Source organism: Kribbella sp. NPDC051952 (assembly GCF_040680855.1).
Lineage (GTDB): Bacteria > Actinomycetota > Actinomycetes > Propionibacteriales > Kribbellaceae > Kribbella.
Genome location: NZ_JBFAXQ010000037.1, coordinates 1 through 20,826, shown reverse-complemented (window position 1 = coordinate 20,826; position 20,826 = coordinate 1). Strand labels below are relative to the sequence as shown.

Sequence of the window (20,826 nt, the reverse complement as noted above, 5' to 3'; positions counted from 1 at the left end):
GCACCTTCTGGGCCGGTACCCAGACGGCGATCAGGTAGCTGGGGGAGCCAGCGCCTGACGGACGAGGACGAGGGCGAACAGGACCAGGGTCAGGGCGTGGACGACGGTGCACCACAGGCAGATGGCGTCGATCTGGAACAGCTCCGCCCAGATCAGGTAGCAGACGAAGACGACTCCGACGAGTACGGCGGCCAGACGCAGCCGGCCGGGCCAGGGGGAGGGCATCCGCCAGGCCGGTGGCAGGGACAGCACCGTCATCCCGACGAAGAAGAGCAGGCCCAGGAGTGCGACCGGGATGCCGAAGAGCTTCGAGTATTCGCTCGAGGTGACCTTCAGGCAGTTCACGACGCCGGTGTCCGGGCAGGCGAGCGTGGTGCCGGCGGTGAAGTGCTCATAGGTCAGGTACGCCGCCACCGCGAGACCGGCGACGGACACGGCCAGGGTGGTCCACGGGAGCCAGCCCAGCCCGGTCGAGGTCTCGGAGCGTTGTGTCGTGCTGCTCACCGCTCAGCTCTTCCCGAGCTTCGCGGCGGCCGACTTCACCGTGTCGGTCGAGCACACGTTCGCCGGTTGGTTGTTGGTCATCGCGCAGATCGCCGCCGTGTAGACGTTCGCGGAGCCGACCACGGCCTTCGCGATCGGGCTGTTCGGATCCTTGAGCGAGTCGGCGATCTGGGCCTGCGTCTTCCCGGCGAGCAGGTCCGGGCTGTACGACGCGCCGGCCGACACGAACTTGCCGCCGAGGTCGACGAACGGGATCGACCCGCCGTCGCCCTGCACGTACGGCGGCTTGTTGTAGGTCTCGACGATCTTCTGGTCCTCGGCGGTCGGAGTGTCGAGCGGCTCGTAGCTGTTGCCGGCCGGCACGTTGCTCAGCTCCTCGACACCGGTGAACGAGAGGTACTGGCTGGTGTAGGTCGCGCCGTGGAAGGACAGGGTCGCGGTGTTCGGGTAGACGTCGGCACTGGCCGAGTGCGTCGTACCGAGGTTGCTGAAGGTGCCGAAGCGGGACAGTGCGACCGTGACCGGCCAGCGCTCGGCCGCGCAGAACGGGCAGTACTCGGCGCCGAAGTAGAGCATCTTCGGCTTGCCGTTCGCGGTCAGTGCCGGCGCGGTGATCGCGGACGGCCCGGCCTGGACCCCGGCGGTGCCGACCGCGGCGAAGGTCGACTCCGGAACCGACTTCAGCGCGGAGACGATCTCGGCGCTGGCGACACCGGAGGCTCCGGTCGCGTCGTTCTTCTTGCCGCCGCCGACCAGACGGATCGTGACCAGGCCGCCGACGATGACGATCACGACCACCACGGCACCGAGTGCGAGCAGAAGCCGTCGACGCCGCTCGGCCCGCTGCTGGGCAGCAAGCTGTGCCGCGATGCGCTCGCGGGCCTTGGCCTTCTGCTCGACACGCCTACTCATGACTCTCCTTCATTCACGACGCCCTCCGGGCAGGCCGAATCCGTTCGGCACCCATGGAAGACAACTGCTGATCATCCCCGGAAGTTCCGCTCCGTGAGAGCGAACCATCGTTCCGTCACCGCGAGATTACCGAGCGCTCGGATCGGCCCGCCGCGCGGGTAGGTTTCCGGGCATGGACTGGCAGCGATGGCATGACAAGTACGACGAGCCCGGGTCGGAACTGGCGCGCCGGTTGGCCGCCGTACAGGAGCACGTCCGGGCCGGCCTTGATCGGTGTCCGCCGGGTGAGTTGAAAGTGATCAGCCTGTGTGCGGGCCAGGGCCGGGACCTGTTGGAGGTGCTGCCCGATCACCCGCGCCGCGACGATGTCCGCGCGCGCCTGGTCGAACTGGATCCGCGCAACACGGCGTACGCCGAGAAGCTGGCGGACGGTCTGCCCCAGGTGGAGGTGGTGACCGGCGACGCGTCATTGACGGACCAGTACGACGGAATGGTGCCGGCGGACCTGGTCCTCGTCTGTGGGGTGTTCGGCAACATCTCGGCTGCGGACATCGAGCAGACAATCGCTGCTTGTCCGCAGTTCTGCCGTCCGGGCGCGACGCTGATTTGGACTCGGCACCGGGAGGAGCCGGATCTCGCGCCGCAGATCTGCGAGTGGTTCGAGACGCGCGGGTTCGAGCGGGTGTGGCTCTCGGATCCGAATGCCGGCTTCGGTGTCGGAGTGCATCGGTTCACGGGTGAGACGCGGCCGTTGGAGCTGGGTCGACGGCTGTTCAGCTTCGAGCGCGGCGGCGTCTGACGGTTGCCTCCCTGCGAGACATCGCTTATGTTACATAGGAGATGTCATATCGCATCACGGAGGTGCTGATGCAGGGCACGGACGAGACTGCGCGACGGTTGCTCGGTTCCGCGGCGATGCTGTCCCGGGATCCGGAGACCGAGATCGACTGGGATGCTCCGGTCGGCGACGGGTACGGCCTGAGTCCGGAGTGGAGCACGCTCTACGGCACGCCGTACTGGGATGAACTGAGCGAGGAGCAGCGGCGGGAGCTGACCCGGCACGAGGCGGCGTCGGTGGCGACGACCGGGATCTGGTTCGAGCTCATCCTGCAGCAGCTGATCCTGCGCGATGTGTACGACAAGCCGGCCCGCAGCGCCGAGTTCCAGTGGTCGCTGACCGAGATCGCCGATGAGTGCCGGCACTCGATCATGTTCGCGAAGGCGACCGCCCGGATGGTCGAGCCGTCGTACCGGCCGCGGCTGCTGGCGCGTGAGCTCGGCCGCGCGTTCAAGACGGTCGCGACGGGGGAGTCGGCGTACGCCGCGATCTTGGTCGCCGAGGAGGTCCTCGACGTCATGCAGCGCGGCTGGATGCGGGATCGCCGGGTCGAACCGCTGGTGCGGCAGGTGAACCACATCCATGTGGTCGAGGAGTCGCGGCACATGGTGTTCGCGCGCGAGGAGACCCGCGAGCGCCTCGCCGGTGCGGGCCGCGGCCGGCGGTGGGTCAGCGCGCTGGTGATCGCGATCGCGGCGGACATGATCGTGTCGAGCATGGTCGGCCGTGAGGTGTACGCGAACGTCGGTCTGGATGTGGATCGGGCGGTTCGCGAGGCGCGGCACAACGAGCATCACCGGTCGCTGCTGCGGACGAGCTGCGCGAACCTGATGGACTTCCTCGGGTCTGTCGGCCTGCTGACTCCCGCTGCGGCCCGGGTGTATCGGCGTACCGGGTTGTTATGAGCTACGCCATCTCCGGTGAGTGCTGCTCGGACGCCAGTTGTGTTGCGGTGTGTCCGATGAACTGCATTCATCCGTCACCGGGAGAGCCTAGATTCGGGGCCGGGGCGAGTCTGTTCATCGACCCGCGGACGTGTATCGACTGCGGTGCGTGCGCGGACATCTGCCCGGTCGACGCGGCCAAACCGGTGGATCAGTCCGCGCCGGAGGATGTCGAGCGGAACGCGGCGTACTACGCGGACCGGGAGCCGCTCGACGGGACGGACCTGGACGCCTGGCAGGCACCGGCGTACCAGACCTGGGGTGGGGGACCGCGGCGCGTGCTCGTCGTGGGTGCGGGGCCGGCCGGGATGTACGCGACGCGCGAGTTGCTGCTCCGGACCACGGCCGAGGTGACGCTGGTGGATCGGTTGGCCGAGGTCGGTGGGCTGGCGCGGTTCGGTGTCGCGCCGGATCATCCGCGGACCCGGCAGATCATCTCCACCTTCGAACGTATCGCGGAGCATCCGCGGGTGCGATGGCGTCCGGGGACCGACGCGGCCGGGCTCGCGAGCGGGTACGACGCAGTGATCCACGCGGTCGGCGCCTACCAGAGCCGGCGGCTGGGGATCCCGGGTGAGGAAGCCGCCTGCGCTGCCGAGGACTTCGTTGCCTGGTACAACGATCGGCCTGGCGCCGTGCTGCCGGTGGAGCTGACCGGTCCGCGGGCGGTTGTCGTCGGCAACGGTAACGTCGCTCTCGACCTGGCCCGGGTGCTGTTGAGCGATGAGACGCGGTTGGCTCAGATGGAGCTGCGGGACGACGTACGGCGTACTCTCGCGGCGAGCGGGATCCGGGAAGTGGTTCTGCTCGGTCGTCGCGGTCCGGAAGAGGCGGCGTACACGGCTTCCGCACTGGACGAGCTGTCGGCGTTTCCGGGTGCTCAGCTGCGGTTCAACGCCCGGCCGACCCGGTGGAGCGAGGCCGGGCTGGAGCTCGACACCGGCGAGACGATTGCTGCGGGCAACCTGTTCACCGCGATCGGGTTCGAGGGCAAGCCGGTCGCCGGGCTGCCGTTCGACGCCGAGCGTGGCGTCGTACCGAACGTCCGCGGCGCCGTCGTCGACCGGCCCGGACAGTACGTCGCGGGCTGGATCAAACGCGGCGCTCGCGGTGGGATCGGGATCAACAAGGCGTGCGCCCAGGAGACCGTCCTGACCATGCTCGCGACCAGTTAGGTCGTCCAGGGACGCAGCTTCTCCGGGTTGCGGACGGCCCAGATGTTCGCGATCCGGTCGTCGGCGATGTCGAACGCGATCACGGTCTCGATCACGCCCTCGAACTCGATCACCAGGCCGGGCTGACCGTTCACGGTCCGCTCCAGCAGGGTGCGGCCGTAGGCGATGATCGGCAGGCCGACGAAGTACTGCGCGACCTCGGCGTTGCCGTGGACCGGGTACAGGGCGGCCGTGACCACACCGCCGCCGTCGGCGGTCGCGGTGACCTCGGGGTCGAGGAGCGTGATCAGCGCCTGGATGTCGGACGCCTCCCAGGCCTGCTTGAACTTGCCGATCAGCTCGGAGCGCTGGGCGGTCGGCGGCGGGGGATTCTGCGAGGAGTTGATCCGGCGCCGGGCCGAGGAGGCGAGCTGACGGCAGGCGGCCGGAGTCCGTCCGACGATCTCGGCCACTTCCGGGAAGGGGTACCGGAACACGTCGTGCAGGATGAACGCGACCCGCTCGGCCGGCGTCATCGCGTCGAGTACGACGAGGAACGCCATGTTCACCGACTCGTCCAGGGTCACCCGGTCGGCCGGATCGGCGCTGGTCGTCCACTCGGAGGTCTCGGGCAGCGGCTCCGGGACCCACTCACCGACGTACCGCTCGCGCCGCGCCCGGGCCGACTTCAGGAGGTCGAGGCAGATCCGGCTGGCGACCTTGGACAGCCAGGCACCGGGTACGTCGATCGCTTCCTGCTCGCGGGGTGACATCGCGTACCACCGGGCGTACGTCTCCTGGACCACGTCCTCGGCGTCGGCCAGCGAGCCGAGCAGCCGGTAAGCGAGGTTGATCAGCTGCCGCCGCTCGCTCATGATCGCGCTCAGTCCCGGATCGAGCCGCTCGTCCCCGGTCATGATGCTTCCCTTCGGTCAGATCCACCGTCCCTGGTACGACGAAACTCCGTACCCGACTGTGAGGTCTCACAGTCTCGCCGGTCGTTTCGTCGTACAGACATGACAACACAGCAGGCAATTGACGAGGTGGAGATCCGCGAGCGGATCGAGGTTCTGCGCACCGGGATCATGACCGGAGACCTGGAGGCGCTGAAGACGATGTTCGCGCCGAATCTGGTCTCGTTCGACGTGGAGGCGCCGCTGCGGCACCTCGGCGCGGAGAAGAAGTGGAAGAACTGGGAGGGGGTCTTCAGCTTCTACCAGCAGCCGATCGGGTACGAGGTCCGCGACCTCACCGTGCTCGTGGACGGCAACCTGGCCGTCGTCTACAGCCTCAACCAGATCAGCGGCACGATGGCGAACGGCATCAAGAGTGAGTACTGGGTCCGCTGGACGGCGGCCTGGCAGAAGCTCGACGGCCAGTGGATGATCGTCCACGACCAGGTGTCGTTCCCGACCTACATGGAGACCGGTCAGGCCGCGAAGGACCTCACGCCCTGAGCCACTCCGGCCAGGGCCGCAGCTCGCCCGAGGCCTCGGCGAGCGCGGTCAGGATATCGGGGGTCGTCGGGCGGTGCCGAGGGTCCGGCTCAATCAGTCGGTCGAGGATCGGGAAGGATTCCTTCGCGGCTTCGATCAGCGTCTGACCGAGGCTGAAGAGGTCCATCGCGATCGAGACCGGGGCGCAGGCCTCCTGTTCGGGCGAGGCGTAGCCGATGGTTCCGACCGGGTGGCCGGCCGGTTGTTCGCTACCCAGCCGCCGGGCCGTGCCGAAGTCGATCAGGATCGGCCGGGCGTCCCGCAGTACGACGTTCTCCGGCTTCACGTCCAGGTGGGCGAGGCCTCGGTGGTGCAGGGCCATCAGGGCAGGGAGCAGTTGCGCGCCGAGGAGAGCGGTCTCTTCGACCGTGAGTACGCCGTTGTCCTCGAGCTCGTCGGCCAGCGTCGGGCCGTCGACGTACTCGACCATGAGGTGTGGGATCGCGTCGTCGGTGCCGTCGGCGAGGAGCCGGGGGAGTGCCGGGTGGTGATTGCCGGCCAGGGCGGTGGTCTCGCGGCGGAGGGTCTTCACGGCGCGGGGGTGCTGGATCTGGTGCGGCCGGGCGGCCTTCAGTACGGCGGGACACCAGAGGTCGGCCGACCAGACCAGCCAGGTCTCACAGCGGTGGCCGACACCGAGCCGGTCGAGGGCGAACACTCCACCCGGCAACTCGCAGCCCTCGGCCCAGTCCCAGACGGGGAGTCCGTCCTCGGTGTCGACGTTCATGGTCGGCCTTCCTGATCACGAGGTGTGAGCCTGCCGCCGGGTATGAGCCGGCGGCAGGCTGGTGGGTCAGCTGCGCGAGCGGCTGCGGGAACGGCTGCGGCTGCGCGAACGGGACCGGCTACGGGACCGTCCACGGCCGTGGTGCATGACCGGCTTGATGCGGAGCATGGTGGTCACCTCCTTCCACTGAGTTGGTGTTCGGACAGGCTGACGACCCGGTCGGCGATGGCCGCCAGGTCGCGATCGTGGGTGACCAGCAGCACCGTGCGGCGCGCGGTCGTGGTCCGGATGGCCTCGATCACGGCTGCGGCCGAGACCGGGTCGAGGGAGGCGGTCGGCTCGTCCAGCAGGACCATCGGGGCGGAGGAGACCGCGGCGCGGGCCAGGGCGACCCGGCGGCGCTGGCCGCCGGACAGACGGATGCCGCTCTCGCCGAGGGGTGTGTCGTAGCCGTACGGCATCCGGTCGGCAAACTCGTCCACCAGTGCCGACCGGCCGGCCGCGATCACTCCGGCCCGGGTGGCGTTCTGGTTGCCGAAAGCGATGTTCTCGGCGACGGTTGCGTCCAGCAACCACGGGTCCTGCGGGACGAACGCGAACCGGTCCCGCAGGCTGCGCTGGTCGCAGTCGCGGACGTCGACCCCGTCGATCAGGATCCGGCCGGCGTCGACGTCGTACAGGCGGAGCAGCAGTTGGAGCACGGTGCTCTTGCCGATGCCGCTGGGGCCAAGCAGGCAGACGGTCTCGCCGGCCGCGATGTCGAGGTCGAAGTGGTCGAGTACGGGTCGGCCGGGCTCGTAGCCGAAGGACACGCGCTCGAACCGTACGCCGGAGCGCAGTGCTGGGGCCGGGCGAGCGTCGTACCGATCCTCGACTGCCTCGTCGCAGTCCAGGACCTCGCGGACCCGCAGAGCACTGGCGCCGGCCTTGGCCAGTACGACGGACAGCCGGGTCAGGCCGCGGACGGGGGAGTAGAGGTCGCGAAGGTAGGCGAGTACGACGAGGAGTTGGCCGACGGAGAGCGCTCCGGCGAGGACGTGCTGTCCGCCGAGGACGAGCACCAGCGCGGCGCCGATCGCAAGTACGACGTCCGCCATCGGGGTCCAGCGTGCATCCACGTCGATCGCTCGCAGTTCAACATCCAGTACGGCGCGGTTCCGGGTGCCGAAGATTGCGGAGGCTCGGTCGATCCGGCCGAAGGCCTGGACGGCGCGGACGTTCCGCAGCAGGTCGGTCGTTGCCCCTGCCAACCGTCCCGACTCGGTCCGGGCGTCGTGCTGAGCCGTGCGGATCAGCCGGCGCTGACGGACCGCCAAGGCGACCAGGACGGGGGCGACCGTGAGACCGATGAGGGCGAGCTCGGGGTCGAAGGCGAACAGGAGCGCGAGAACACCGATCAGCATCACCGCATCCGGCAGGAACGACGTGGTCACCGCGACGACCGCGTCGAGCAGCCGACCGACGTCCGTGGTGAGACGGGATACCAGCTCGCCGCTGCGCATCCGGTCGTGCCAGCGGAGTGATCGGGTCATCGTGCGCTGGAACATCATGGCGCGCAGCGACGCGCCGATCCGCTCAGCAGCACCTTCGACCGTCCGGAGGCTCGCCATATCGAGCAATCCGATGATTGTTGACAATAGGACGCTGCCCAGGGCGGCCAGCGTGAGGACGAGAAGCGGATCCGCGGCCGGGTTCGGGCCGAGGGCATGGTCGACCGCGAGGGCCAGCGGCCAGGGGCGGACGAGCACCGCGCCGACTCGCAGTACGACGAGGCCGGCCGCGGCGGCGAGTGCAGGCAGCTGCACTCGGGCGGCAGGCCCGGCGACGGCGAGTGAGAGCGGGAGCTTCATGCCGTCAACAGTCGTCGCGGGATGGTCGGCGCCGGTAGTGCACCTTGGTACTACGACTGTCGTCGGGGCTGTTTCGCCGTACCCGGGCCCTTACGATCCCAGACATGGTGAGACTGCTACGTCCGCGCGGGGACCGCGAGCCGATCTCGACGGTCGGGCTGCTGGTGCGCTTCACCGCGGCCGGACTGATCGTGCTGCTCTCCCTGGCCGCGTTGATCGCCTTCGTGGCGCGACAGGCCGGGGTCGAGCAGGCGACGGATTCGGCCCGGCAGGTGACGTTCGTGACCGCGCGTGGGGTGGTCGAGCCGCGGCTCACCCCGGCCGTGGTCGCCGGTCAGCAGGCGGCATTGCAGGATTTCGACAGTGCGATGCGGAAGTACGTCCTGCAGGGCTCGCTCGTCCGGGTGAAGTTGTGGAATGCCGACGGTCGGATTGTCTACTCCGACGAGCAGCGGTTGATCGGGCAACAGTTCCCGCTCGGCGCCGAGGAGCTCGAGGCGCTCCGCCTGCAGGGGAGCAGCGCGTCCGAGGTCAGTGACCTGAGCCGGCCGGAGAACCGGTTCGAGATCCCGTACAAGAAGCTCCTCGAGGTGTACGTCGGGGTGCGGGGGACCAACGGAGAAGCGCTGCTGTTCGAGGCGTACTTCCAGTACCAGGCCGTGACCGAGGCGGGTCAGGCCGCGTGGCAGCGGTTCGCGCCACCTACCTTGGGTGCCTTGCTGGTGCTGGAGCTCGTGCAGATTCCGTTCGCGTGGTCGCTGGCTCGACGGGTGCAGCGGCAGCAGCGGGACCGGGAGCGGTTGCTGCAGCACGCGGTCGACGCGTCGGATGCCGAGCGTCGGCGGATCGCGGGGGAGTTGCACGATGGCGTCGTGCAGGAGTTGACCGGGCTGAACTATGCGCTGGATGCGATGCGGCTGGGCAATCCGACCGAGGGACAGCGGGCCGATCTGATCGCGGAGAGCGCAGGTCGGTTGCGGGGGAGTATCGGGTCGCTCCGGTCGCTGCTGGTGGACATCTACCCGCCGAATCTGGCCGAGGAAGGGCTCGCGTCGGCGTTGGCCGAGTTGGCGGGCGGGCTCGAGCGGGCGGGGATCGACGTACGCCTCGAGACCGACACCGCCGAGGAGTTGCCGCCCGCAACCGCCGCGTTGTTGTTCCGGGCGGCGCAGGAAGTGGTGCGGAACGTGGCTGCCCACAGCGGTGCGCGCGAGGTGCTGATCAAGGCGCAGCGGGTGGACGGGCGTGCCTTGTTGATTGTCGACGACGACGGCCGGGGCTTCGACGAATCGCGGCTCGATGAGCGGAGCAGCAACGGGCACCTCGGGCTACGCTCGATCGGCGACCTGCTCGCGGAATCGGGTGGCACGCTGACAGTCCGGGCCGCGCCCGGTCAGGGGACACGGGTGGAAGCCGAGGTGCCGGTGTGATCCGGGTGTTGATTGTCGACGATCATGCAATCGTACGAACCGGCCTGTCCCAGCTCCTCGGTACGGCGGACGACATCGAGCTGGTCGGGGCCGCGAGTGACGGTGCCGAGGCGGTGACGATGGCGGCCGAGCTGCAACCGGACGTCGTACTGATGGATCTGTCCATGCCCGGTACGGACGGGATCGCGGCGACCCGGCAGATCGTGGCGGCTGTCCCAGCGGCGCATGTGCTGGTGCTGACGTCGTTCAGCGACCAGTCGCGGATCCTGGACGCGTTGCAGGCGGGTGCCGAGGGGTATCTGCTGAAGCACAGTGAGCCTGAGGTGATCCTGGCCGGGGTGCGGGAGATCGTGGCCGGCGGGTCGCCGCTGGATCCGAAGGCGGCGCGGGTGCTGCTGACGAACCGTCGCAGTCCGGGGCCGGAGACCAAGCTGACCGATCGCGAGCAGGAGGTGCTCGACATGGTCGGCGCCGGCCTGCCGAACAAGACGATCGCGCGCCGGCTCGGGATCAGTGAGCGCACGGTGAAGGCGCATCTCACGAATGTGTACCAGCGTCTGGGCGTCACCGACCGCACCCAAGCGGCCCTCTGGGCCCAGCGCCAGCAGCGACGGGACGAGTAGGTACTAGTACCAAGGTCCGATGGTGCTCATGGGCCGCGTAGGACACGATCGAGGCATGGACTCGGAAGACGTACGCCGTCGACCGGTTGTGTTGCAGACCGGCGCAGAAGACCCACAGCCGGCCCGACGGTCGGTGCGCTACCTCGCCTGGGCCGGCACCGGGCTGCTCGGCCTGGTCGCCGCGGCCGGCCTGGTCGCCGGAGGTACGGCGGTCTGGTCCGCGTTCGACCCCGGTACGCCGGGCAACTCGCCGGCGCCACTGTGGTTCCCGCCACCCGAGACCATCGCTCCCCAGAGCTCGAAGGTCACCACAACGCCGGACGACCACGGCGGCGACCGCACCCGCACACCCGAGACTCACGCCACCACGCCGGATGATCACGGTGGCGACCGGACCCAGAGCCCGAGGACGTCGTCCAGTACCTCGCGCACCACCGAGCCCGGCGACGACAAGGGCGGCGACCGCTCGAAGCCCACCTCCGGCAAATCAGGTTCCGGCAAGTCCGGCTCCTCCGATGGCAAGTCCGGTTCCTCCGACGACAAGTCCGGCCACAACTAGGGGACGATCTGGGTGCCGCCGGCGCCTTTGATCACCGCCGCCGCATCGTCGAGCGACCCGATCGCGGCCCGTCCCTTCGTGGCCTCCACGAACCGTGCGGCCGCGGTCACCTTCGGCCCCATCGATCCCGCCGGAAACCCGATCGCCGCCAGCTCCGCGACCCCGATCTCCCGCAGCGGGCGCTGCGTCGGAGTCCCGTAGTCGAGGTAGACCGCCGGCACATCCGTCAGCATCACCATCAGATCGGCCCGCAGTTCGGTAGCGATCAGTGCAGCAGTCAGATCCTTGTCGACCACCGCATCGACCCCGGCCAACCCGCTGGCGCGCTCGGCAACCGGCACCCCGCCGCCACCCGCCAAGATCACCACAACCCCGTTGCGAAGCAGGACCTCGGCCGCATCCAGCTCCACCACCTGCTGCGGCTCGGGCGAGGCAACGACCCGTCGCCACTGATCACCGTCCGGCCGGAACGACCAGGTGGTCCGCAACTCCAGCCGCCGCGCCTCCTCCTCCGGATACCCGGTCCCGACGAACTTGGTCGGCGTACCGAACGCTGGATCGCTCGCGGAGACGACCGTCTGCGTCACCAGGGTGACCGCCGGGCGTGGCAGCCCTGCGTTGTGGAGTGCCTGCTGGATCCAGTACCCGATCACCCCTTGGGTTTCCGCGACGAGGTCGCTGAGCGGATAGGGCTTCGACAGCCCCGGATCCGACGTACTCTCCAGCGCGAGCAGGCCCACCTGCGGACCGTTGCCGTGCACAAATACCACCTCGTGCTCGGCCGCGACCGCCGCCAACGCCGGCGCCGCCGCGGCCAAGTGGGCGACCTGCACGTCAGCGTCCGGCCGTTCCCCCCGCCGCAACAACGCATTCCCCCCGAGCGCAATCACCATCCGCATGAGGCCAGGGTCGCACGTGTCGGATCGGCGCCGGGGCCGATCGTCTGCAGAGTGTCGGGTGGGTGAAACTGGGTGCATGGAGGCACACGGGTGAAGTACGTGTTGTCCGGAATGAGTACCGAAGACGAACTCGCCCGCGTGGTGCGTGATCACGCGGGCAAGTTGGCCGGGGCGCTGGTGTCGATGCTCGGCGACTTCTCCGCCGCCGAGGACCTGGTCCAGGACGCGGTGGAGATCGCGCTGCGCCGCTGGCCGGTCGAAGGCATCCCGGATCGGCCGGATGCGTGGCTGTTCACGGTCGCCAAGCGCCGCGGTCTCGACGTACTGCGGAGACAGCAGAACTACCGGGCCAAGCTGGCCCAGCTGGAATGGCCGGCCCAGCCCGCGCCCGACGACCGGCTCCGGTTGATCTTCACCTGCTGCCACCCGGCGCTCGCCCGCGAGGCTCAGATCGCCTTGACGTTGCGCGTGGTCTGCGGACTGACGACCGCGCAGATCGCGGCAGCCTTCCTGGCGTCGGAGTCGGCCGTCGCGCAGCGGATCACCCGGGCCAAGCGCAAGATCACCGACGCCGGGATCCCGTACCGCATCCCGCGTGATGACGAAGTTGCCGAACGCCTGGCCGAGGTGCTGACAGTGATTTACCTGCTCTTCAACGAGGGCTACCTGTCCAGCACCGCCGAGCGTGTCCATTCCCGCGACCTGGTCGACGACGCCGAGTGGCTCACCGCCCTCCTACATGGCCTGCTGCCCAACGAGCCTGAGGTAGGCGGCCTGCTCGCGCTGATCCGCCTGCATCGAGCCCGTACGGCGGCCCGCTTCACGACCTCCGGCGAGTTGATCCTGCTGGAGAAGCAGGATCGCGGCCGCTGGGACCAAGCCGCTATCGCCGACGCGACCACCCTGCTGACCCGTACGGCGCGGCGCCACCATGCACCGGGTCCGTACCAACTGCAAGCAGCGATCGCCGCCTGCCACAGCGAGGCTCCGACCTGGGCGGAAACAGACTGGGAGCAGATCCTCGTCCTCTACGACATGCTGCTGACCTTCCAGCCGACACCGGTGACCCGCCTGCATCGAGCTGTCGCGCTCTCCTTCGTCAACGGATCGAAGCGCGCTCTCGCCGAGCTCGACGAACTGGAGACCCAGCTTCGGGCCTATCCGTTGTTCCACGCGACCCGGGCCCAGTTTCTCCGTGACCTCGGCCGCGACGCCGAGGCGCATGCTGCGGACGAGCGGGCCGCGTCGCTGACCACCAATCCGGCGCAACTCGGCCTGCTGGAGGAGCGGCTGGCCCAATAACCCACCATCCTGGCTGCATGGGTGAACTGGGGCGGGGCGAACGGCTGTGGTTCCTGGACTGGCTACGAGTACTCGCGGTGTTCGGGGTGTTCCTGTTCCACACCCTGCGGCCCTTCGACGACGGTGACTGGCATGTGAAGAACGCGGAGACCAGCGAGGGCATCTCGATCGCGATCGCCTTCCTCGGGCTCTGGGGTCTGGCGTTCTTCTTCCTGCTCTCGGGTGCCGGTGCGTGGCTCGCCCTCCGCTGGCGGACCGCGCTCGCATTCCTGAAGGAGCGCAGTCTGCGGCTCTTGGTGCCGTTCGTGATCGCGTACGTCGTGCTGTCACCACTGCAGTACTTCATCGAGGAGCACCACAAAGGCCGCTCGACCGCGTCGTTCCTCGGTGACGCGAAGACGTTCTTCAGCGACCTCGGTGGTGATGCGCCACTCTGGCTGCGCGACACCTACCACCTGTGGTTCCTCGTGTACCTGATCCAGTTCGCCGTACTCGGCCTGCCGCTGTTCCTCTGGTTGCGGGGGCGGCCGAAGGACTGGATCGCGCGGCGGTGCGAGCGGCGCGGATCGATCCTGCTGCTCGCGATCCCGCTGATTCCGATCCACTGGTTACTGCTGGCCGCGCCCGGTCCGGATCACGGGTGGGGCGAGTTCATCTTCTTCTTCGACTTCTTCGTGGTCGGGTTCCTGGTGATGTCGGACCAGCGCCTGGTCGCGGCCGTACGACGGGATGCTCTGCCCGGACTCGTCCTCGGGATCGGCGCCTTCGTGCTCGGGGTTGTCACCGGGATCATCGACTTCCTCGAGGGCTGGTGGGAGGACCCGGGCTACTCGTGGCAGTACCTCTGGTACTCGCCGCTGATCACTCTCGCCGTGTGGGGCTGGCTGACCGCGGTCCTGGGCGGCGGCATGCGACTGGCCGCGTTCCGGCGCCCGCTACCCGTCCCCCTCGCGCGCGCGGCGATGCCGTACTTCATCGTGCATCAGCCGATCATTCTCGCGATCGCCTACTTCGTGGTGCAGTGGGACGCGGGGATCTGGACCAAGTACGCCGTACTGATGCCGGCTGCCTTCGTGGTGTCGGCGGCCCTCGCGCTGCTCTTGTCCGCGCTGCCCGGAGTGTCGACGCTGCTTGGCGTCAAACGGGTCAGACGCTCCGAAGAACCGACACCACAATCCCCAGGATGACCGCGTTGTCGCCGTCGATCACGTCGTACGCCGGGTTGCGCGGCTCGAGATACACGTGGCCGTTGCGCCGGCGGTACACCTTGACCGTCGCCTCCTCGTCGATCATCGCGGCGACGATCTGACCCGAATGCGCCTCGGACTGCTGCCGGACCACGACGAGGTCGCCGTCGCAGATCGCGGCGTCGATCATCGACTCACCGCGGACGCGCAGGCCGAAAACGTTCCCGCCGCCGGTCAGCCCGCGGGGGAGTTGCATGACGTCGTCCACGTGCTCGATCGCGGCAATCGGCGTACCGGCCGCGATATCGCCGACCACGGGCACCGGCACCGAGTCCTCGGACTCGCGTGCGGCCTGCTCCGGCAGGAACATCCGTACGTCGATCGGCCGGGAGACCGACGGGCTGCGTCGCAGGAAGCCCTTGTCCTCGAGACTGGCCAGGTGCTTCGACACCGACGACGAGGAGCGCAGCCCGACCGCGTCACCGAGCTGCCGGCTGCTGGGCGGATACCCGTACCGCGTCACCCAGTCCCGAATCACCACCAGGATCCGCTGTTGCCGCTCCGGTAGGGCGGCGGTGTCGAGGTCCCCGAACGGGTCAAGATCAGTCACCGCGAGATCTTAGTTCGATCCGTCCCGCGGACCCCCGACCGACCCGCCGGACCGTTTTGGCAACATCCGCGGATCGGCTCCGACGTCGCCCCCGAGAGCGTGCAGAGGGCGCGCCCGAGGAGGGAGGTCAAAGATGAACGTCGGACGCGCACGGTGGTCGGTGACCGCGGTGTTCTTCGTCAACGGATGCCTGGTGTCCACCTACCTGTCCCGCATCCCGTCGCTGAAGGCCGAGCACCAGTTGACCGAGGCCCAGCTCGGCATCGTGCTCACGTTGTTCGGGGCTGCGGCGCTGGTGTCGATGCAGTTCGTCGGCGGTCTGGTGGCTCGGGTGGGCAGCCGGAGGTTGATCCGGATCGCGCTCGCAATCCTTCCCGTTCTGCTGGCGGGCGTCGGTCTGGCGCGCAACGTTCTACAACTCGGTGCTGCGGTCCTCCTGATGGGGCTGGTGCATGGTGCGGTCGATGTGGCCATGAACGCTCATGCGGTGACGGTGGAGCGGCTGCGCGGCCGGCCGATCCTGAGCGGGTGCCACGCGGCCTGGAGCGTGAGTGCGGTGCTGACCTCGCTGCTGAGTGCGGCGGCTACCCGTGCCGACGTCGGCCTGGGTACGCAGTTCGTCATCGTGGCCGCCGTACTCCTGGTGGCCGGGCAGGTCGTCACGCGTGGGTTGCTTCCGCCCGGCGCTGATCAGACCGACCGGGTGACGCGCTCCAGGTGGACGTCGGGCTGGACCCGGCCGGTACTCATCTTCGGCGCGATGGGGTTCGTGGTGATGATGGGTGAGGCGGCCGTGATCAGCTGGAGCGGTGTATTGCTGCACGAGTCGCGCGGTGCGGACCTCGCGACGGCCGGCCTCGCGTTCACGGCGTTCACCGCCTTCCAGACCGTCGGGCGCTTGATCGGCGACCGGCTGACCGAGCGGTACGGCGCCGCCGCATTGTTCCGGAGCTGCGCACTGGTGGCGGTGATCGGGCTGGCCGTGGTCGTCGCCGTACCCCTGTGGCCGGTGTCGATCGCCGGCTTCGCGTTGGTCGGGCTCGGCGGATCGGTCCTGCTCCCGCTGATCTTCAGCGCGATCGGCCGGACCGGCGAGGCCGCGACCGCGGTGTCGCGGCTCACCACCTTCACGTACGCCGGTGTCCTGATCGGACCGGCCATCGTCGGCTGGTTCGCGGCCGCGGTCGGACTGATCTGGACGTTCACCGGCCTCCTGCCGCTGCTCATCGGCGTGGCGGCGAACAGCCGGCTGATGGCAGCGCGCTCGGTAACCCCGCAGGTTGCGGCAACGCGCTAGCTGACCTGGGACAGGAGGGTGATCAGCTGGTCTCGGTCGAGGTCTTCGGAGCGCGGGGCGTTGATCCGCTCGCAGATGGCGAGGGCCTGCCGCCACGCGTCGGCGGCCTCGGACGTCCGCCCGGCCGCGTAGTAGGTGTGGCCGAGATTCGACAGTACGACGGCCTCGCCCCAGGGGTAGCCGAGATCCCGGTGCAGGCGGAGGGACTCGAGGTGGCAGCTGAGGGCTTCGTCGTACCGGCCGCGGGCGCGTTCGATGGTGCCGAGCGTGTCGAGCACCGGACCTTCGCCGCGGCGGCTGTTGTTGCGCCGGTAGTAGCGGATCGCCTCACCGGCGGTCGCGGCAGCCTCGTCGTACCGGCCGGCGGCGTGGTAACAGGCGGCGAGGTTTCCGTGCGTCCGGGCCTCACCGGCCTCGTCACCGATCCGGCGCTTGATCTCCAGCGATTGGTGGTTGAGCGCGATCGCCTCGTCGATACGGCCGAGTTTGTCGTGGGCGATGGCCAGATTGCCGAGCGCGCGGGCGGCACCGATGTCGTGGCCCGCGGTGGTGAAGAGCGCCCGTGCGCGCTCGAAGTGGACGATCGCCCGTTCGCAGTCGTCGCCCTGGTCCTCGTAGCGCAGCCCGAGGCTGTTGTGGGTGAAGGCCGCGGGCAACGGGTCATCGAGCCGGCTGCAGCTGTCCAGCGCCAGGTGCAGGAGTTCGGTCAGCAGGTCGAGGTCGCGGCCGCTCAAGTCCCCCTCGCAGGACTCGACGAGCTCGTAGGTGTGGCGGTCGTGGCCGGTGGCATGCGCGAGCCGGATCACGGCCGCGAGCACCTGCCGCTCGTCGTCGAACCATTGGACCGCGTCGGCCGCGTGCTCGAAAGTCAGTGGAGTGACGCCAGCCGGTGGTGGCGGCAGCTCGCGCAGGGTTCCGCGGTCGTCGCGTACAACGCGGGCGTTGAACGCGGTGTAGACGTACCAACTGAGGAGCCGGTCGAGCCCCTCCGCTGCGTCCGGCAGCCGCTGGCTGAGCTCGGCGGCGTGCGCCCGGACCAGGTCGTGCATCTCGTACCGGCCGTGGCCGGCGTCCTTCACGAGGTGCAGGTCGGCGAGCCGGTTCAGCAACCGGCGCGCGTCCGAGTTGGTTGCCCCAAGCAACGCTGCAACAGCCGGTACGGCGAAGTCGTTGGCCGGGAACATGCCGAGATGCTCGTAGAGCCGGGCAGTCGCGGGCTGGAGCGCGCGATGCGACCACGAGAAGATCACCCGCAGGTCGGCCGATTCGTCGTCGGTCTGGAAGGCGTCGAGGACCGACTTCTCCGCCTGGAGCTGACCGATCAGCGTGGCCACATCGTCCGGCGTACGGCCGGCCGCATGCTCGGCCGCGATCGCCAGCGCGAGGGGGAGATGACCGCAGCTGCGAGCGAGCTCCGCGACGTCCGAGTCCGCGTCCGGAGCGATCGAGCGGATGAGTCGCTCGGAGTCGGCCGGGGTGAGCTCGGTCAGCGTGACTCGGTGGGCGCCGTCGCGGACGACCAGGCTGCGGAGGCGGTCCCGGCTGGTCACGATGACCAGACAGCCACGGCCAGGAAGCAGTGGGCGGAGCTGGTCGGCGTCACGGGCGTTGTCGAGCAGGAACAGCATCCGGCGGCCGTCGAGCGTGCTGCGGAGCAGCGCGGTTTGCTCGGCCTCATCCACGGGGATCCGCTCGGCGCGAACCCCGAGACCGCTGAGCAGCAACCGAAGAGCCGAAGGCGTCGACATCACCTCGGCGGGGTCGAACCCGCGCAGGTTGAGGTGGAGCTGACCGTCGGGGAAGAGGTGCCGGACCTGATGCGCCCAGTGCACGGCCAGCGTGGTCTTGCCCGCGCCACCGACTCCACAGATCGCAGCGACCACGGTCGGAGGGTCGTCGCCGTCCAGGTCTTCGAGGAGCTCGTTCAGGGCCTTGAGCTCGTCCTCGCGGCCGGTGATGCGGGTGTTCTCGGGCGGGAGTTGCCTCGGCACGACTGCCTGACGGATCGGCGCCGGCGCGGCGTTGGCATCCGAGTCGGCCGCTAGGAGGTCCGCATGCAGCGCGCGCAGCTCGGCTCCTGGATCGACCCCGAGCTGCTCGGAGATCAGACGGCGTACGTCGTCGTAACAGGCCAGGGCCTCGGCGTGCCGGCCGGTGGCGTCGAGGAGCCGGATCAGGCGTGCCCACAGTGGTTCGCGCAGCGGGTACTGACTGGTCAGGTCCCGAACCTCGGCGAGCAAGGGCTCGAGGGTGCCGCCGGCGATGTCGAGATCGATCCGGCGCTCGCGGGCGGTCAGGTAGCGCTCGATCAAGCCGGGCTGGATCGCCTCGGTGAACCAGTCGGAGGACAGGTCGGCGAACGGCGCTCCCACCCACAGCTCGAGCGCGGCCTCCAAGGCTCGCCGCTCGTCACCCGGCACCGGAATCCGGGCCGCTTGATCGAGTTCGTCGGCGAAACGCAGTACGTCGATACTCGGCCGGGGGAGCGCCAGGGCGTAACCCTCCGGGCGGGCCTCGATGACGTCGGGCGGGAGCATCGTCCGCAGCCGGGAGATACAGGTCTGCACGGCCGACCGGAGCCGGGCCGGCGGCTGATCGGTCCAGACCCGGTCGCCGATCGCCTCGATCGAGACGGTGTCACCGGCGGACACCGCGAGTACGGCGAGCAGATCGCGCAGTCGCGGTGCGGAGATCGGGAGCTCGGCACCCTCGACCCGGACCCCGAACGCACCGAGAAGCCGGACCTCGATCTCCGGGTCCAAACGCTCCTCGTTCTCCGCCATCCGCCCTCCAACTGCCAATTCCACACCCTAGCGATGAAAGAGTGCTTCCATGACTGCGCCGACGGAAGCTGTCCTGGACGCCTTCGGGCTGTCCGAACCCGCCGTCCTGTTGCCGGGTGGGCAGGGCGAGACCTGGCGCTCCGAGGGGATCGTGCTCAAGCGCGCCGAGTTGGAGAGCTCCTGGCGCGCGGAAGTGCTGGACGGGCTGCCGGAGTCCAGTGAGTTCCGGGTGGCGCGGCCGGTGCGGACTCGCGACGGTGAGTGGATCGCCTTCGGGTGGGAGGCGTCGTGGTTGCTGCCCGGAGCAACGGATACCGGACGGCAGGACGACGTACTGACGGCTGGGGCTGCGTTTCATGCGGCCGTGGCTGATCTGCCTCGGCCGGGGTTCATCGACGAGCGTGACGATCCTTGGTCGGACGGCGATCGGGTCGCGTGGGAAGAGCGGTCGATCGACGGCAGTCCGGCGTACCAGGAGGTGGTCGCGCCGCTGGTCGCGGCGCGTCGGCCGGTCGAGCTCGTCGCCCAGGTGGTGCATGGTGATCTGCCGGGGAACGTGATGTTCGCGGACGGGTTGCCGCCGGCAATCATCGACTGGCCGGTGTACTGGCGGCCGCCCGCGTGGGCAGCGGCCGTCGCGGTGGTCGACGCGCTGTGCTGGTACGGCGCCAAGCCCGACCTGGCCGAACGATGGTCACACCTGCCGGAGTGGGGTCAGATGCTCGTTCGCGCGCTGATCTACCGGATCGCAACCGACGAACTCGCCCAGGGCGCCCAGGTGTGGACACCTGCCCATCGCGCCGCCTACGCACCGGTGATCGAGCTCGCCGTCCCGTCCGCGCGCTGATTCGCCGGGAGCCGCGCGGCGACGAGAATGGTGCCGAAAGCAAGCACTCCGAGGACCGCGCCGATCCAGCCGACGGCCGGATAGCCCGCGCCCGCGCCGATGGCGAGTCCGCCGAGCCACGGTCCGACCGTGATCCCGACGTTGAAGGCCGAGATGTTGAATGCCGCCGCGAGCGTCGGCGCGGACCCGGCGACCGTGAACACCCGCGAGTTGACGGCGGGGTTGCTGGCGAATCCGAACGTGCCCACCAGCACGATCGCGGGTACGGCGAGCCACGGTGTGCCGGTCGTGAGCGCCAGCAGGACCGCGGCGGCGACGATGCCGGTCAGGCTCACCGTCAGCGTGGTGAACGGCCGGCGGTCGGCGAAGCGACCGCTGATCGAGATCCCGATCAGCGCGCCGACGCCGTACAGGGCGAGGATCAGTGGGACCCAGCCGTCGGACAGGCCCGTGGTCTCGGTCAGCAGGGGAGCGAGGTAGCTGAAGATCACCAGGATCGCCCCGGTCGAGAGAGCAGTGGTGCTGTAGGCGAGCCAGAGTTGGGGATTGGCCAGGACGCGCGTCTCCTGGCGCAACTGCGGAGCGTCGTGGGTGCGGCCCGCGGGAATGGTCGCGATGACGCCGATCATCGCGAGGGCCGAGAGGACGGCGACAGCCCAGAACGCGGAGCGCCAGCCGAGGTGCTGGCCGAGGGCGGTCCCGGCCGGCAGCCCGACGATCGTTGCGACGGTGAGGCCGCCAGCGAGGACGCTCATCGCCTTGGCTCGCGCTTGTGGACCGGCGAGCTGGATGGCGGTGACGGACGCGACCGCCCAGAACCCGGCGTACACGAAGGCGCCGACGATGCGGGTCGCGACGAGTACG

The 20,826-nt window shown here is 69.2% G+C and carries 20 protein-coding genes; 11 read left to right on the top strand and 9 right to left on the bottom strand.

Features of this window, described 5'->3' with window-relative positions:
* Positions 1 to 30: 30 nt before the first annotated feature.
* Positions 31 to 504 carry a vitamin K epoxide reductase family protein gene (locus tag AB0L70_RS38180; protein ID WP_363691761.1) on the bottom strand — a complete coding sequence of 158 codons (474 nt, stop codon included), beginning with the start codon at positions 502 to 504 and terminating at the stop codon, positions 31 to 33.
* 3 nt (positions 505 to 507) lie between these two features.
* Complete coding sequence (locus AB0L70_RS38175) at positions 508 to 1,416, bottom strand: DUF929 family protein (protein WP_363691760.1); 909 nt, start codon at positions 1,414 to 1,416, stop codon at positions 508 to 510.
* Positions 1,417 to 1,588: 172 nt separating this feature from the next.
* Between AB0L70_RS38175 and AB0L70_RS38170 the strand changes: the two genes are divergently transcribed.
* The 3 genes from AB0L70_RS38170 to AB0L70_RS38160 are packed head-to-tail and all read left to right on the top strand — an operon-like array spanning position 1,589 to position 4,373.
* A complete protein-coding gene (locus tag AB0L70_RS38170; RefSeq protein WP_363691759.1) occupies positions 1,589 to 2,215 on the top strand; it encodes a class I SAM-dependent methyltransferase in 627 nt (208 codons plus the stop codon).
* Positions 2,216 to 2,256: 41 nt separating this feature from the next.
* A complete protein-coding gene (locus tag AB0L70_RS38165; RefSeq protein WP_363691758.1) occupies positions 2,257 to 3,159 on the top strand; it encodes a diiron oxygenase in 903 nt (300 codons plus the stop codon).
* The gene (locus tag AB0L70_RS38160; protein ID WP_363691757.1) at positions 3,156 to 4,373 is read left to right on the top strand and encodes an FAD-dependent oxidoreductase; all 1,218 of its coding nucleotides are present in this window, start codon (positions 3,156 to 3,158) and stop codon (positions 4,371 to 4,373) included. Before AB0L70_RS38165 ends, AB0L70_RS38160 begins: the two co-directional genes overlap by 4 nt.
* On the opposite strand, the gene sigJ is transcribed toward AB0L70_RS38160, so the two are convergent.
* Positions 4,370 to 5,269 (bottom strand): RNA polymerase sigma factor SigJ, encoded by a 900-nt coding sequence (gene sigJ / locus AB0L70_RS38155; protein ID WP_363691756.1) that lies wholly within the window; start codon positions 5,267 to 5,269, stop codon positions 4,370 to 4,372. The genes AB0L70_RS38160 and sigJ overlap by 4 nt on opposite strands.
* Before the next feature lie 99 nt (positions 5,270 to 5,368).
* Between sigJ and AB0L70_RS38150 the strand changes: the two genes are divergently transcribed.
* Entirely contained in the window at positions 5,369 to 5,809 is a 441-nt protein-coding gene (locus AB0L70_RS38150; RefSeq protein ID WP_363691755.1) for a nuclear transport factor 2 family protein, read from the top strand.
* On the opposite strand, the gene AB0L70_RS38145 is transcribed toward AB0L70_RS38150, so the two are convergent.
* Both AB0L70_RS38145 and AB0L70_RS38140 read right to left on the bottom strand, forming a co-directional pair.
* Positions 5,799 to 6,575, bottom strand: a complete 777-nt coding sequence (locus tag AB0L70_RS38145; RefSeq protein WP_363691754.1) for a serine/threonine-protein kinase — start codon at positions 6,573 to 6,575, stop codon at positions 5,799 to 5,801. The genes AB0L70_RS38150 and AB0L70_RS38145 overlap by 11 nt on opposite strands.
* 173 nt (positions 6,576 to 6,748) lie before the next feature.
* Positions 6,749 to 8,425: an ABC transporter ATP-binding protein gene (locus AB0L70_RS38140; RefSeq protein WP_363691753.1), complete on the bottom strand. Its 1,677-nt coding sequence runs from the start codon at positions 8,423 to 8,425 to the stop codon at positions 6,749 to 6,751.
* A 104-nt stretch (positions 8,426 to 8,529) separates the two neighbouring features.
* Here AB0L70_RS38140 and AB0L70_RS38135 point away from each other — a divergent pair, with 104 nt between their 5' ends.
* Genes AB0L70_RS38135 through AB0L70_RS38125 form a run of 3 tightly spaced genes read left to right on the top strand, consistent with a single transcriptional unit; the run spans position 8,530 to position 11,037 of the window.
* Positions 8,530 to 9,855, top strand: a complete 1,326-nt coding sequence (locus AB0L70_RS38135; protein WP_363691752.1) for a histidine kinase — start codon at positions 8,530 to 8,532, stop codon at positions 9,853 to 9,855.
* Positions 9,852 to 10,478 carry a response regulator transcription factor gene (locus AB0L70_RS38130; RefSeq protein WP_363691751.1) on the top strand — a complete coding sequence of 209 codons (627 nt, stop codon included), beginning with the start codon at positions 9,852 to 9,854 and terminating at the stop codon, positions 10,476 to 10,478. Before AB0L70_RS38135 ends, AB0L70_RS38130 begins: the two co-directional genes overlap by 4 nt.
* A 55-nt stretch (positions 10,479 to 10,533) precedes the next feature.
* Entirely contained in the window at positions 10,534 to 11,037 is a 504-nt protein-coding gene (locus AB0L70_RS38125) for a hypothetical protein (protein ID WP_363691750.1), read from the top strand.
* Here AB0L70_RS38125 and AB0L70_RS38120 read toward each other — a convergent pair.
* The gene (locus AB0L70_RS38120; RefSeq protein ID WP_363691749.1) at positions 11,034 to 11,936 is read right to left on the bottom strand and encodes a carbamate kinase; all 903 of its coding nucleotides are present in this window, start codon (positions 11,934 to 11,936) and stop codon (positions 11,034 to 11,036) included. The genes AB0L70_RS38125 and AB0L70_RS38120 overlap by 4 nt on opposite strands.
* Positions 11,937 to 12,026: 90 nt before the next feature.
* Between AB0L70_RS38120 and AB0L70_RS38115 the strand changes: the two genes are divergently transcribed.
* On the top strand, positions 12,027 to 13,238 hold the full coding sequence (locus AB0L70_RS38115; RefSeq protein ID WP_363691748.1) for a DUF6596 domain-containing protein: 1,212 nt from the start codon (positions 12,027 to 12,029) through the stop codon (positions 13,236 to 13,238).
* 17 nt (positions 13,239 to 13,255) lie between these two features.
* Positions 13,256 to 14,425: an acyltransferase gene (locus tag AB0L70_RS38110; RefSeq protein WP_363691747.1), complete on the top strand. Its 1,170-nt coding sequence runs from the start codon at positions 13,256 to 13,258 to the stop codon at positions 14,423 to 14,425.
* Here the strand turns inward: AB0L70_RS38110 and lexA are convergent.
* Complete coding sequence (gene lexA, locus AB0L70_RS38105; RefSeq protein ID WP_363691746.1) at positions 14,385 to 15,035, bottom strand: transcriptional repressor LexA; 651 nt, start codon at positions 15,033 to 15,035, stop codon at positions 14,385 to 14,387. The genes AB0L70_RS38110 and lexA overlap by 41 nt on opposite strands.
* Positions 15,036 to 15,168: 133 nt before the next feature.
* Between lexA and AB0L70_RS38100 the strand changes: the two genes are divergently transcribed.
* Entirely contained in the window at positions 15,169 to 16,332 is a 1,164-nt protein-coding gene (locus AB0L70_RS38100; protein WP_363691745.1) for an MFS transporter, read from the top strand.
* On the opposite strand, the gene AB0L70_RS38095 is transcribed toward AB0L70_RS38100, so the two are convergent.
* Positions 16,329 to 19,115, bottom strand: coding sequence for a tetratricopeptide repeat protein (locus AB0L70_RS38095; RefSeq protein ID WP_363691744.1), 2,787 nt, complete (start codon positions 19,113 to 19,115; stop codon positions 16,329 to 16,331). The genes AB0L70_RS38100 and AB0L70_RS38095 overlap by 4 nt on opposite strands.
* Before the next feature lie 49 nt (positions 19,116 to 19,164).
* On the opposite strand from AB0L70_RS38095, the gene AB0L70_RS38090 reads away from it, so the two are divergent.
* Positions 19,165 to 19,962: a TIGR02569 family protein gene (locus AB0L70_RS38090; RefSeq protein WP_363691743.1), complete on the top strand. Its 798-nt coding sequence runs from the start codon at positions 19,165 to 19,167 to the stop codon at positions 19,960 to 19,962.
* Here the strand turns inward: AB0L70_RS38090 and AB0L70_RS38085 are convergent.
* A partial coding sequence (locus tag AB0L70_RS38085; RefSeq protein ID WP_363691742.1) for an MFS transporter occupies positions 19,920 to 20,826 on the bottom strand: 907 nt, incomplete at its 5' end. The genes AB0L70_RS38090 and AB0L70_RS38085 overlap by 43 nt on opposite strands.